The sequence below is a fragment of the Acinetobacter sp. AHP123 genome, assembly GCF_023757925.1.
GTDB lineage: Bacteria > Pseudomonadota > Gammaproteobacteria > Pseudomonadales > Moraxellaceae > Acinetobacter > Acinetobacter oleivorans.
Map to the genome: position 1 here is coordinate 2,647,349 of NZ_CP092454.1, position 13,635 is coordinate 2,660,983.

Sequence of the window (13,635 nt, forward strand, 5' to 3'; positions counted from 1 at the left end):
GAGGCTTATATGAAATATATTATAGGTGTCTTATGTGTGGCATATCTTCCGGCGTATTCTTTTGCCGAGCAACTACAAGATAATACGAATACTGTAATGCCGAGTGTTCCCGAATCTATTGATAGCAATAAGAAATATGCACAGGGAAGTACAAGTGACGATAAGCAAAATATTAATTTTACCCAGCTTTTTTTAGTTGTTTCTATTAATTCTAATGCCTCTGAAGACTTAGTTGCTGTGAAGCAATCTAAGGATGGAAAGTTATATATTCGCTCTAGTGCCTTAAAAACTTTAAGGGTGAAAATGGATGAGCAGACTCCTGATAACCAATGGGTCTGTATTGATGAACTAAAAGGCATCCGTTTTAAATATCTAGAGAATGAACAGGCTCTAAATTTACAAGTTCCGTCGAACATGTTGATGGATTATTCAGTTGACTTAAATGGTCAGCAGATTACTAGTCCTCATTTGCTGAAAATGAAGCCTTTAAACGCGGCTATTCTGAACTACAGTTTGTATAACACTATAACCAATGACGAGAATGTTTTCTCAGGTTCGGCAGAAGGGATCTTTAACAGCGCAATTGGTAACTTTTCTTCAGGCGTTTTATACAACGGTAGTAATGAAACGAGTTATAGCCATGAAAAATGGGTGCGCTTAGAGAGTAAGTGGCAATACGTAGACCCAGAAAAGATCAGGATATATACCTTAGGGGACTTTATTTCCAATAGTTCTGACTGGGGTAGTAGTGTACGTCTGGCAGGTTTCCAGTGGTCAAGTGCCTACACTCAACGAGGTGATCTTGTTACCTCGGCACTACCGCAATTTTCAGGCTCGGCTGCACTTCCTTCGACTTTAGATTTATACGTTAACCAGCAAAAGATTTATTCAGGGCTTGTGCCTTCAGGTCCATTTGATATTAAACAACTCCCGTTTATTTCAGGTAATGAAGTCACTCTTGTGACTACTGATGCAACGGGTCAGCAGAGCATTACCAAACAGGCTTACTATTTTTCATCAAAAATTCTGGCAAAAGGTATTAATGAATTCTCAGTAGATGTCGGGGTTCCACGCTATAACTATGGACTGTTTTCAAACGATTATGATAATGCCACTTTTGCTTCGGGTGCGATTCGATATGGCTACAGCAACTCACTAACCTTAAGTGGTGGTGCAGAGGCTTCAACAGATGGTTTATCGAACCTCGGCACGGGTTTTGCCAAGAACTTGTTTGGTTTTGGAGTAATCAATGCTGACATCGCAGCGAGTCAGTATAAAGATGAAAACGGTTATTCTGCTCTAGTCGGTTTAGAAGGGCGTATTAGTAAAAATATTTCGTTTAATACCAGTTACCGAAAAGTATTTGATAACTACTTTGACCTTGCCCGTGTGTCTCAAGTTCGATATTTAAAAGATAACCAGATGACTTCTGAGCCGCAGAACTACCTGAGCTACAGTGCGCTGGCAGATGAGATTTTTAGGGCAGGAATGAGCTATAACTTTTACGAAGGTTATAGCGCCTATCTGGGTTATAACCAGATCAAATATAGCGACAATGCTAATAAATTAGTATCTGCCAATTTAAGCGGAACTCTGAACAATAACTGGGGCTTTTATGCATCAGCTTATAAAGATTATGAAAACCAAAAAGATTATGGCATTTACTTTGCGCTGCGTTACACACCGTCTACCCGAGTCAATGCGATCACAAGTGTATCTAATGATGCTGGCAGGCTGAGTTACCGTCAAGAAATATTCGGTTTATCAGAACCTCAAATCGGTTCATTCGGATGGGGTGGCTATGTTGAGCGTGATCAGGATGCGAATCAAAACAATGCTTCAATTTATGGCTCTTACCGAGCTCGGGCAGCTTACCTAACAGGTCGATACAACCGAATTGGGGATAACGACCAAGTTGCAGTTTCAGCGACAGGATCATTGGTTGCGGCAGCAGGACGAGTCTTTGCAGCCAATGAAATTGGTGACGGCTATGCAGTTGTGACCAATGCTGGGCCACAAAGCCAGATTATAAATGGCGGGGTAAATTTAGGCGTAACCGATAATTCTGGAAGATTTTTGATTCCTAGTCTTATGCCATATAAAGAAAACCATATTTATTTAGATCCATCGTATCTGCCTTTGAATTGGAGCGTGAAGTCTACAGATCAGAAAACAGTTGTAGGTTATCGCCAAGGTGGTCTTATTGACTTTGGTGCTCATCAGGTCATTTCTGGATTAGTCAAACTTGTTGATGCGAATAATTCACCTTTATTACCGGGTTATACAGTTCGAATTAATGGTCAGCAAGAGGGTGTCGTTGGCTACGATGGCGAAGTATTTATTCAAAACCTATTAAAACAAAACAAGCTTGAAGTCGATCTTCTGGATCATGGTTCATGCCAAGTTGACTTCACATATAACAGTAATCAGTACTCAACTAAAAAATTGGGACCTTATGTATGTCATTAAATATTATGAATAAGGCTCAAATAGAGAGCTATAAGAAATTTTCATTGTCTTTAAAATACCTTATAGGCATTTGCTTATTTTATCTCGCTTATGCTTTTTTTAGTCCAGCACATGCAGCTTGTACAGTAAGCGGAACTACTAATAGTACTTTTACCTACACGGCAGCAAATATTAATAGTGATGCAACTGTAAACCTGTCAGGCACAATTACTTGCACGAATTTAGGACTTCCTCAGATTTCTAATTTCATGTGTATGAAAACCGTATTTACGGGAAGCACAAATGCAATTAACAATATTTCATTACCTTACACCGTCACAGCAACTGTAGGTGGAGCGGGGTCTTCTACCACGAATCAAACTTCCAATGTGTGGTATGGTCCAGTAGCAACAGTTGCATCAAATAATATTGTGAGTTACTCGGTAAGTGTGAAAGTACCAGCTCGAACGGGGTCACTTATTGCCTATCCTCAAGGAACATATACGGCTTCGGTTCGGTTGTATTGGGATATGGATCTTTTGGGTTTATCGTGCGGTGATTTACTTGGTGGCTGGGATTCAGGTGATACATTACTAACAGCAAACTTTGTAGTACCAAGTTTGTGCCAATTAAATTCAACCTCAACTGTAGATTTCGGCAATATTGATGATACTGGTACAGCTAATCGTGATTACACAGCGCAAGGAGCTATAAATTCGACTTGTAACTATGGAACGCCATATAGCATTTATTTAGGTGATGGAAACAATCGTATTGCTGGTGGATTTAGGCGTATGAAACATGACAATAATGATTATGTTCCCTATCAGTTATATAAAGATTCTAACTATAGTACGGTGTGGGATGCCACAGGTGGCGTAACCAATGTTGGGGGAGCTGGTGGGGTGACAGGTACAGGAACCGGCACTGCCCAAACCACCCCAGTTTATGGAAAAATTCCGCAAGGTACCTCCATTTCAACTAAACCTGGTGTCTATTCTGATAGTGTTGTTGTTACAGTGACTTATTAATTTATTAAATATACGCGGTTCTATGTTAGTTGCATGGTTCCGCGTAATTTGAATTACATTCAGTAAAAATGGCTAAACATAAAACGATATAAATCAATTAATTTTGGCCTTTTAAAACTTATTCGTCATCAAAAACAGTTTGACTTAAAAATACATTCTGTATATTTATTGAATAGTTCTAAAAAAGAACTAGTGAGCAAAACAAGCAATTAAAATAAAGGTGAATAAATGTCGGATATTATTTTGCATCAATGGGAAATTTCCCCATTTTGTCAGAAAGTTTCAAGAATTTTGAAATTTAAAGGAATCTCATTTGATACCGTTAACTATAATGGCATTTTGGGGGCTAAAGTTCCTTTGCTCAGTAAAGTGGGTAAAGTACCTGTAATTGACCATAATGGACAGCGAATTCAAGACAGTACCCGAATTGCTCGTTATCTAGAAGAAACTTATCCAGATACGCCTCGGCTTTATCCAGAAGATCCAAATCAAAAAGCACTTGCAGAGCTGTGGGAAGACTGGGCAGATGAAGCTCTCTATTTTTATGAAGTCTATTTCCGCGTAAATGACCCAGATGCATTAGACGAGGCAATTCGCATAAGTAGTATTGGCCGCCCAGCGTATGAAAGACCAATGGTAAAAGGATTTATTTTAGCCGAGTTAAAAACACAGCTTTTCTTTCAAGGTTTAGGCCGAATGAAAGCTGAAAATGTTGAAGCAGAGTTTATTAAACACTTAGACCGTATCGAACAAGTTTTATCGCAAAGTGAATGGCTAGTTGGAGACTCTCAAACAATTGCTGACATTGCTGTAGTCGCTCAACTTGGTGAAGTGGTTCGCACAAGCAAAAAATTTAGTAAAGAAATTTTGGATCGTCCGTTTATTGCTTTATGGTATAAAAAACAAACAGGATGAAATGACCATGACATTAGCAATACCAGATAAAAAATTAGATTGTGCAGTTGTCATTGGCGTTGGTGCATTACAAGGTATTGGCGCAGCCGTGTGCCATCGTTTTGCAAAAGAAGGTTTAAAAGTTTATGTCGCTGGGCGCACTTTCCAGAAAATTGAAGCAGTTGCTGCCGAAATTCATTCGAAAGGTGGGGACGCTGTAGCGTTCCGTTTGGATGCAGAAGATATAAAACAAGTACAAGCTTTATTTGACACAATCACCAGTCAAAATGAGCGCATTACTGCTGTCATTCATAATGTGGGGGGAAATATTCCCTCAATCTTTTTACGAAGTCCGCTGTCTTTTTTTACGCAAATGTGGCAATCCACTTTTTTATCGGCTTATTTAGTTTCTCAAAGTTGTCTAAAAATCTTTAAAGATCAAAACCACGGTACGCTCATTTTTACAGGTGCGAGCGCTTCTTTGCGAGGGAAACCTTTTTTTGCAGCTTTTACTATGGGTAAATCTGCTTTGCGGGCTTATGCACTCAATCTAGCTCAAATTTATAAAGCACAAAGCATACATATTGCTCATGTGATTATTGATGGAATGGTCGATGGCGATAGAGTAAATAAAGCATTATTTGGTCTGGGGCGGTTAGCCCGCCTTACACGTGGCACGGGTGGCCTCAATATTGATGCAATTGCAGAAAACTATTGGATGCTTTACCAACAAACGCCGAAGCTTTGGACACATGAACTCGATTTACGCCCTTACCAAGAAAAATTTTGAGAGAGACTAAAATGCTAAAAAAAATATGTCAGAGATTTCAAAAAAAGCAGGGCAGTGTTGTCGTTGCTGGTCATGATTTACACTTAATCGAGCGGGATTTTGTAATTCTAGATAAAAACGCACAATTTCCATTACACCTTTATCAAGTTGTACATGATTCAGCTGTGCAAAAAATCCAAGTTCAGTCAATCAATGATGGCGTGACAGTAGTTCATTTGAATTTAGTAAATGCAGATCATTTAAAAAGCTTGGTGCGTTATATTTCCACTCAAAGACATACAATTGAACTTTGTGTGTTTCAGCCGAATTTTTCATCTTCGCCAAATATTGAGGCTTTATCTTTAGAAGAGATTGAGCACAATTGGCAGACCACAGGTTTAAGTGCAGTAAGTGTAGCGCAAGCTGTGATTAAGCCGATGTTAAAGCAGCAGCGGGGCACTGTTATTTTTCTTGGCGCACCATTTAACAACTCGACCCATTACGATGTTTTAAGCCAAAGCATGTTTGCGGGTATTCGTGCTTTAGCGCAGTCATTAGCAAGAGAGTTTCATCCTAAAGGCATTCATATTAGCTATTGCATGGTTGAAAAATGGGATGGACAGAACCCGCATTTTATTTCATCTGTTAAGCAAGTGTGCCAACACATCTATCAGCAGCCTAATTCGACATGGAGCCAAGAACTCAGCCTATCTTGAAATTTTACTTTCGCATGTTGTTAAAATACAGTACTGATCTGGAATGACGACAGAACAATAATTTCTATAGGTATTTACATGACAAAAATTAAGAGTGCTCAGCCAGCTGTTAAAGTGGTTTGTACGTTGGCAGCTTTCATGTGTGTTTCTTCATTAGCGCAAGCATATCAATATGATCAAACTGCTCGTTTAATTAACGAGCGTTTATCTTATATGAAAGATGTCGCAGGTTATAAAGCAGAACAGCATTTACCGATTGAAGATTTAACTCAAGAAAAGAAAGTTCTTGATCAATCACTTTCTGAAGCCGATTCTTTTGGCCTCAATAGTGACACAGTTAAGCCATTTATTGTGACTCAAATGAATGTTGCTAAAGCAATTCAGTACCGATATCGCGCAGACTGGTTGTCGAGTCCAGAAACCAATTGGAAACCGCAAGATTTAGCCGAAGTACGTTTAAAAATTAGTACACTAAATACTGAGCTTTTAAAAAATATTGCCTATGAACTCAAGAAAAATAATAACAAAGCACCTTATAGCTGTAGCTACATGTGGTCTGTACAGCATCCTCAACTTAAAGAGGCCGATAAAAAAGCTTTATGTATGACATTAAATAAAATTAAGTTAAAACAATAGTTTTCATAAAGCAGGGTATATAAATTGCTGATTCAATCCAGGTTAAATCAGCAATCTCTTCAAGCTTAAATTTGTAGAAGTAGTTGGATGAGTGTTGAAATATTTTAAGAGATAAACGCTTTTAGCTTAAAAGCGTTTATAACTGTTTTTTCATTTATTGAGTAATCAGCAAAACAGCGAGAATAAAAAAGATACAGCCACTGATTTTATTTAATCTGGCAAAGTTATTTCCCGACAGCATTTTTTCTTTAAAAATTGAAGAAAAATTAGCGTATACCAAATGAATTAAGAAACCAATTAGGCAAAAAGTTAAAGAAAGTATTAAAAATTGGTTTATTATTTTTTCTTTTATATCAATAAATTGTGGAAATAAGGCAATAAAGAAAACAATTGTTTTTGGGTTGAGAAGTGACGCGAATAATCCTTGATAGAATAATTTAGATTTACTTACCGCTTTTTCACTTGTTTCAGTGTCTAATAAATCTTGAGAAGGTGATGTTTTTACAAAGTTTTTATAACCTAGATACATTAAATAAAATGCACCAACAAATTTTAATACAGTAAAAATAGTGGGATTACTGGTAATGATTAAACCCACTCCACTCGCTGAAATGACCGCAATGACAAACATGCCAATAATTAACCCAATAATTCCAAATAGGGCTGTACGGACACCGTAATTGATTGAGTTTGTCACTGTAAATAAAACGCCAGGGCCTGGACTAGATAGCGTAAGAAAGGCAATTGTTATGAAAACTAGTAAACCACTCACTTAATATATCCTTTTAAAAATGAATTATTTAAATTAAAAAAGCCTTCTGATGTTTCTCAGAAGGCTTTTAGTTTTATGCGCTTGCCAATTCTTTAACTGAATCTAAAGTAGTTTTGTCTCTCACCTCAAAGGCAACAAGACCTTTCCAATTGTGGCGGTTAATTGTTTCGATAAAGTCAGAATAATTTACAGTGCCGCGACCAATACTAAAGTGTTGATCTTGTTCACCATTGTTATTACTAAAAGAAATACCTTTAATTTTGTCATGGTATTTATCTACCACAGCAACTGGGTCACCTTCACCCACATTTGCATGTCCTGCATCTAAGAAGAAATAGACATTTTTGTGGTCAATTTTATTAAAAACATAATCGTATTCTTCCATGTGGGTAAACACATAATGGAAAGGGCGATAGTTTTTATAATTTGATAAATTTTCTAAATAAATATCAACTGATTTTTCAGCAGCATATTCAGCTAATTCTTTAACAGACAAAATATAGTTATCGAGAGCTTTTTGTTTAGCCAATACAATTTTCTTTGGTTCTACAATACCACCGCCGTGAATAACTAAAGGTGCCCCAATTTTTGCGGCAATATCAATTTCTTTTTTAACATATACAACGGCTGCTTCTCGTAAATAATCAACATCGCTACCTAATGGTGCTTTGAAGTTACCATGGAAAATAGGTTGAACATTATATTTTTTGATTAAGCTGTTTAGATTTTCGATTCGTTCAGCAGACCAGTCTGGAACCATTTCCCCATGTAAACTTCCATCCACGTACCAGTGGGTGCATCCATCGTTATAAGCCCTAAGGATACCTTCTTCAGCTGGCAAGTATTGCTGATGGGCAATTCCAGAAGCAAAGTTTAGGTAATTATTCATTAAAGGCGAAGTCATTGTTATGTTCCTGATTTATTAAAGGTATTTTGGGTTAATTATTTATTCACTCGTTACCCAGCCGACATCTTATTTTTATTTAGACACAAAAACATTAGACTAAAGTATGATATATTTAAGTGGGCTATATGTTTATACAGACAGATCTGTATATGCATAATTTATCAAAATATTGACGCTGTATTTTTAAAAGATTGTTCTTGTATTCGTTAGATATACTCAATAAATATTAATTTTTAATATATATAGTTACTAATTATAATTTTTTAAAATTTATAGTTTTTATTAGTGTTAGCATTATATTACAATTTTTACCCTGTACATTTAATAAGCTAATAAAAATTTTAATAGTTTGTTGGTTCGAATTATAATCATTATATAAATAATAATATTGTTAAATAAATTGAATTATTAAATAGTAGTTTGAATTATAATCGCCGTTTACTATTTTTACGGGGATAAAATGAAAATTATTTTTTTAACGATATTAGTTTTATTACAAATTATCTTTTTAACTCAGGCTGAGGCACGAGGAGGCCGTGGGGGAGGAAAATCTTTTAGTGGTCATAGTTACTTTTCAAAGAGTAAACCATCACATGCACCAAGTAGCTATAGAGGTTTTGGTAGTGGTTCTTCGGAATGCCCTTGTAGTGGAAACAAAAATTGTGTGGGGCCGCGTGAAGACAAATATTGTACTACTTCGGATGGAAACAAACGCTATCGCTAATCAGCAAATTTAGATTTAGAGGCAATATAACTCAAAAAGCTCTTGTTATTTAAAGAGCTTTTTTATATCAAATGTTTTTATTCTTTCTTTTTGAACATTGACACCCAAAACCTCTCCGATTATTCTTTGCCTGTTGGCCACATTGCCAGTCGGTTTTAGCAGACCGTTTTCATCTAGGACATCAAAAAAGTAATTTTTTGGTGTCGAACTCGTTCGTCTCCCTTCGTAGCGGTAGGACGGAGGAGGGACGCCCTCGGGCGTGCCGGTTCCTAGATGACTGGTCTGCTAACCCTTCTTCGTTCTGCCACCATAATCATTTAGCAGTGATTTGGCAGAACTTCTATTTTATCTAGGAGTTCGCTATGCGTACTATTTCATCTCTCTCATTGGCAGTCCTTGCCAGAGTCTTTATGTCTATACCTTACTGGTATTTAAAGCGGTTTAATCGACTATAGGTTTTAACCTTTAGATCATTACGACTAAAAAATCATATCAACAATAAAGCCTGAGATATGTAAGGCAAGATTTGTGCTGCCTTGATGTGCCTGTTTTTAGCACTCAATTTAAGAGTGACGGCATTTTTATCTCATTTATATACAACAAAAAATTATTTTAAACGGTATGTCTATGCCAACTTTAGAAGCATCATTTAAAGCACTACGAGTGCTACACGCGGCAAGGAATTTATTTAATCAATATGGCTTTAATAATGTCGGTGTAGACCGAATTGTTAGCGATGCTAAAATACCCAAAGCCACTTTTTATAACTGCTTTTCATCTAAAGAAAAACTTATTGAGATGTGTCTGACTTTTCAAAAAGATGCGTTAAAAGACGAGGTGTTTTCGATTATCCATTCGTACCGTGAACTTATGGTTTTCGATAAATTAAAGAAAATTTTCTTTTTACACGCTGACTTAGAAGGGTTTTATCATTTGCAGTTTAAAGCCATTTTTGAAATTGAAAAGCTTTATCCCACAGCCTACAAGATCGTCAGTGACTATCGAAATTGGTTCATTAAAGAAATTTATAAGCTGATTTTAACCGTAAAAGTTAGAGCTACACTTGAAGAAGCTTACATGTTTTTGTTTGTGATTGATGGGGCAATGGTTCAGCTTTTAAGTGCGAATAAGATCGATGAAAGAGATAAGTTATTAGAATATTTTATGTCGATGCTTGCTTAGATTGGCGAAGACTTTAATGCTTAAAGAAAAGCCCTCTTGCGAGGGCTTTTAACTTATCTAATAGAAGGCTGACTTAAGATTTTGTAGACTTTTTCTTTATATACATCATTTGAAATCATACCTTTATCGCGCTGTTGTTTTAGTGACTTAAACTGCTGACCATTAATTTCTCTTTGAATGCCAACATTATCATGATTTCTAATGTAGTAAAGACTACGCTCATGATCACTCATATTGACTGTTTCTTCAGCAGAGTAAGACGGCTTAGTTTCCTTTTCCTGATATTGTTTTGCAATTTCAAAAAAATCTACATTTTGATGATTAGTGCCAGAATTAGAAAACTCTTTTGGGTGCTCATTAAATTTATGTTCTTGAGAATTTGCGTTTACTGCAAGCATGCTCTTATGCTGATTAAAGTTAGGAGGGGTATATTCTTGTTTCATTTGAAATGTGTTTGTTTCAGAAAAAGCTACGGGAGAAAAAAGACTAATATTTAAAGATAAAAAAATTAATAACAATCTATTCATTTCTTTTGAAGTCCAATTGAAATTGAGTAAATCACTGTATTATAACATTAAAGTTGATTTTTTGGAGATTAAATTTTGAGTGGATTTGATCATCTAGTAAATAATAAGATGTATAGGCGAGTGTAAAAGCCAAGTTGAGAAGGCTTTTACACTCATTTTTTTAATGTTGTTTTGAGTATTCTTCTTTCAGTTTATCCAGAAAAATAAAGAGGTTTTGATTCATCTCTTGGTAATCGTGATCTCGTAATTCTTCACGACTATTTACGAATTTATAATGGTGAGCCTGATTTAACTCGGCTTCTGAGTGTTGAATTAGCAATTCAACAACTTCTGGAGTTAACTCCATGTGACATTGCAGTCCATACACTAATTTTGAATATTCAATAATTTGTCTTGGACAACCTGCACTAAAAGCGATGATTTTTGCGTTGGGAGTTAAACCCGGCATATCATTATGCCAATGCCCAACTTCGGTCATTTTTCCTAAGTGTGAAAACTTAGAGTTTGTTATGCCATATTCTGTAAGCATAATTGGAAATTTGCCAATTTCTCTTTCAGGGCTATGCTCAAATTTGGCCCCTAAAGCTTGACCTATCAATTGAGATCCTAAACATACCCCGATAACTACTTTATTTGCTTCAATGGCTTTTCTAATGATTGATTGTTCAGCTAATGAATTAAAGTGAGGGCACATCTCTAGTGTCGTATCTGGATCTTGTGGACCACCCATCACAATAAGGAAATCTATATCTTCAGCAGAAGATGGCAAAGCTTCATTTAAATATACTCTTGAATATGTAGTTTTGAAGTCATTATTTTGAGCCCATATTTCATATGCACCGGGTGCTTCAAAATCTTCATGAACAATAAAATGTAGGCGCATGTTAGTCCTCAAAATCTAAGCGTTAATATAGATCATTCGTGATAAATCGAGGATAGATTAAGAGCTGTAGACTTTATCTAATACATCCAGTTTCTAAAAGTTATATGGTCCAGATCTATAGGAGCTTTTAATCTTACTAGAGAATACATATGCATCTGATTAACAATAAGACGAGGTTGAGAATTTGTGTGAAGTTCTATCTAGGGCTCCACACAAAGAATTCTCTATAAGATGAGATCTAAAATTTTTAATTTCAGAGTGTTTGTCCATTATCTAATTTTAAGATTTGTCCTGTCACTGATTCTGCTTTTAATAACATGAGAGCAGTTTGAGCAATATCTTCTGGAGTAGAAATCCGTTTTAAGGGAAGTTCCCCAAATAGCGAATTCATTTTATCTTCATAGCCAGCCCACCATCGAGTAGCAACAGGCCCGGGTGCAATACAATTAACCCGTATAGAAGGGGCTAATGCGTGTGCTAAAGATTTTGTTAAACCATGGACAGCAGACTTAGAGACAGCATAAGGTAATGAAGAACCGTAGCCTGTTTCACCAGCAATACTTCCAATATTAAGAATGGCACTGTTTGTGTTCTGCCGAAGAAATGGGGCCGCGGCTCGACTGCATTGAAAGGTACCTTTCAAATTAACAGCGATAAGTTGGTCCCAAATATCATCTGTTACATCATCTAAGTCATCAAATTTAAGCTGTTTTGTAATGCCAGCATTGTTAATCAGATAGTTAATTTTGCTAAACTTTTTTACTACAGTTTTAATCATTGTTTTGACTTCGCTATCTATTGAAATATTGGCTTTTATCGCAAAGGCTATTCCGTTCTTTTCTGTAATTTCATCTATAGTATCTAAAACTTCTTTCTCACTTTTAGAGTAAACAATCGCTACGGAAGCACCTTTTTCTGCAAGCAGTTTACTAATAGCTTGACCTATACCTGTGCCGCCACCAGTGACAATAGCAACCTCATTTTGAAAGTCGAGATTCATAAGATTTTCCTTTTTTAATGGGCTCAAGAGTTTTTTCTTTCTTCGATATTAGTATTTAAGTTTATTTGTTAAAATCGAAATTATATGAAGGCATATTACGGATTTTCCGAAGATGAGATATTTCGATACCACCTTACTTTCAACTTTTGTTGTCGTAGCTCAGTCTGGGACAATTTCGTTAGCTTCTTCAAAATTAAATCTGTCTAATTCAACCATTAGCGAGCAGATCTCGAAATTAGAAGAGTTTGTTGGCAAGAAATTAATGATTAGAGACCGAAAAGGTTCATCACTAACAACTGAGGGTGAAATCTTATTGGCAGAAGCTGAGAAGATCTTACTGTCTTGTTCTATGGCTTTAGACAAAATAAGGGGAGTTGATATTTCTGGAGAATTTAGGATAGCAATTACAGATTATTTTAGACCCAATGACTTAACGATTGTTTTAAAAAGAATCCAGAAGAAATTTCCAAACTTAAAGTTGCATATTTCAATCATGAAAAGTTCTGATATTAAAGATAATTTCTTTTCAAATATTTATGATTTGGCTATCTATATGAATATCGGTGAAACAATAGAAAAAGATATTCAGGCCATTAAATTATCCGAAGAACCTCTGTTTTGGATTAAGTCTCATGAATGTGAACTTGAAGATAATCCTATGCCTATTGTGACAATGTCTTCGGGCTGTATTTTGAAAAATTTTATCGAAGAAATTTTGCAGAAAGAGAAAATTCCTTTTTATGTTGCACATACTGCTACAGGGGTAAAAGGTATCGCTGCTGCAATCGAAGCTGGTCTAGGAATATCATGTTTAAATAGATCTTCGTTAAACAGTAATATTCAAATTATTAACTCCAAAGATAATTTACCTTTACTTCCAAATGTTGAGTTTATGCTCTATAAAGCTTCGGAAGAAAATATAACAACAAGTGCGATTAGCCAAATTTTAATAGAAGAGTTTATTTAAAAGAGTAGAGCAGATAACTTGATCATTAAATCATGTTATAGAGTTGCTCCAATTTCTACAACAACGTCTCAGCTTAAAATATTTCTTTAAAATAATTGTTAAGTATTGCTAAATAGTTGCGGTGTGACAATAGCTGTTCAATTTGTTAAGTTGTGTGGCTTTTATAACGGTAGTCAAAA

Annotated in this window: 14 protein-coding genes; 9 read left to right on the plus strand and 5 right to left on the minus strand. The window is 35.9% G+C overall.

What is annotated here, in order from left to right; genetic code table 11:
* Positions 1 to 9: 9 nt before the first annotated feature.
* The 6 genes from MJX77_RS12575 (at position 10) to MJX77_RS12600 (ending at position 6,494) form a co-directional block, all read left to right on the plus strand.
* Complete coding sequence (locus MJX77_RS12575) at positions 10 to 2,469, plus strand: fimbria/pilus outer membrane usher protein (protein WP_252059244.1); 2,460 nt, start codon at positions 10 to 12, stop codon at positions 2,467 to 2,469.
* On the plus strand, positions 2,460 to 3,479 hold the full coding sequence (locus tag MJX77_RS12580; RefSeq protein ID WP_252059245.1) for a Csu type fimbrial protein: 1,020 nt from the start codon (positions 2,460 to 2,462) through the stop codon (positions 3,477 to 3,479). Before MJX77_RS12575 ends, MJX77_RS12580 begins: the two co-directional genes overlap by 10 nt.
* Positions 3,480 to 3,707: 228 nt before the next feature.
* Entirely contained in the window at positions 3,708 to 4,394 is a 687-nt protein-coding gene (locus MJX77_RS12585) for a glutathione S-transferase (RefSeq protein ID WP_252059246.1), read from the plus strand.
* A gap of 7 nt (positions 4,395 to 4,401) precedes the next feature.
* Positions 4,402 to 5,163: an SDR family NAD(P)-dependent oxidoreductase gene (locus MJX77_RS12590; protein WP_252059247.1), complete on the plus strand. Its 762-nt coding sequence runs from the start codon at positions 4,402 to 4,404 to the stop codon at positions 5,161 to 5,163.
* A gap of 11 nt (positions 5,164 to 5,174) precedes the next feature.
* Positions 5,175 to 5,858: an SDR family NAD(P)-dependent oxidoreductase gene (locus MJX77_RS12595; RefSeq protein ID WP_252059248.1), complete on the plus strand. Its 684-nt coding sequence runs from the start codon at positions 5,175 to 5,177 to the stop codon at positions 5,856 to 5,858.
* A 78-nt stretch (positions 5,859 to 5,936) separates the two neighbouring features.
* Positions 5,937 to 6,494: a chorismate mutase gene (locus MJX77_RS12600; protein WP_252059249.1), complete on the plus strand. Its 558-nt coding sequence runs from the start codon at positions 5,937 to 5,939 to the stop codon at positions 6,492 to 6,494.
* A 154-nt stretch (positions 6,495 to 6,648) separates the two neighbouring features.
* On the opposite strand, the gene MJX77_RS12605 is transcribed toward MJX77_RS12600, so the two are convergent.
* On the minus strand, positions 6,649 to 7,266 hold the full coding sequence (locus MJX77_RS12605; protein ID WP_016137774.1) for a LysE family translocator: 618 nt from the start codon (positions 7,264 to 7,266) through the stop codon (positions 6,649 to 6,651).
* A 73-nt stretch (positions 7,267 to 7,339) separates the two neighbouring features.
* A complete protein-coding gene (locus tag MJX77_RS12610; protein WP_107880906.1) occupies positions 7,340 to 8,170 on the minus strand; it encodes a sugar phosphate isomerase/epimerase family protein in 831 nt (276 codons plus the stop codon).
* Between the two features lie 463 nt (positions 8,171 to 8,633).
* On the opposite strand from MJX77_RS12610, the gene MJX77_RS12615 reads away from it, so the two are divergent.
* Together MJX77_RS12615 and MJX77_RS12620 are read left to right on the plus strand one after the other, a co-directional pair.
* Positions 8,634 to 8,897, plus strand: coding sequence for a hypothetical protein (locus tag MJX77_RS12615; protein ID WP_252059250.1), 264 nt, complete (start codon positions 8,634 to 8,636; stop codon positions 8,895 to 8,897).
* Positions 8,898 to 9,524: 627 nt separating this feature from the next.
* Positions 9,525 to 10,079, plus strand: a complete 555-nt coding sequence (locus MJX77_RS12620; RefSeq protein WP_252059251.1) for a TetR/AcrR family transcriptional regulator — start codon at positions 9,525 to 9,527, stop codon at positions 10,077 to 10,079.
* 53 nt (positions 10,080 to 10,132) lie between these two features.
* Here MJX77_RS12620 and MJX77_RS12625 read toward each other — a convergent pair whose 3' ends face one another.
* From MJX77_RS12625 to MJX77_RS12635, 3 genes are all read right to left on the minus strand, one after another.
* A complete protein-coding gene (locus MJX77_RS12625) occupies positions 10,133 to 10,606 on the minus strand; it encodes a hypothetical protein (protein WP_252059252.1) in 474 nt (157 codons plus the stop codon).
* Positions 10,607 to 10,766: 160 nt separating this feature from the next.
* Complete coding sequence (locus tag MJX77_RS12630; RefSeq protein WP_252059253.1) at positions 10,767 to 11,489, minus strand: type 1 glutamine amidotransferase; 723 nt, start codon at positions 11,487 to 11,489, stop codon at positions 10,767 to 10,769.
* A 253-nt stretch (positions 11,490 to 11,742) separates the two neighbouring features.
* Positions 11,743 to 12,489: an SDR family NAD(P)-dependent oxidoreductase gene (locus MJX77_RS12635; protein WP_252059254.1), complete on the minus strand. Its 747-nt coding sequence runs from the start codon at positions 12,487 to 12,489 to the stop codon at positions 11,743 to 11,745.
* A gap of 112 nt (positions 12,490 to 12,601) precedes the next feature.
* Between MJX77_RS12635 and MJX77_RS12640 the strand changes: the two genes are divergently transcribed.
* Positions 12,602 to 13,456, plus strand: coding sequence for a LysR family transcriptional regulator (locus tag MJX77_RS12640; protein ID WP_252059255.1), 855 nt, complete (start codon positions 12,602 to 12,604; stop codon positions 13,454 to 13,456).
* The last annotated feature ends 179 nt before the right edge of the window (positions 13,457 to 13,635 follow it).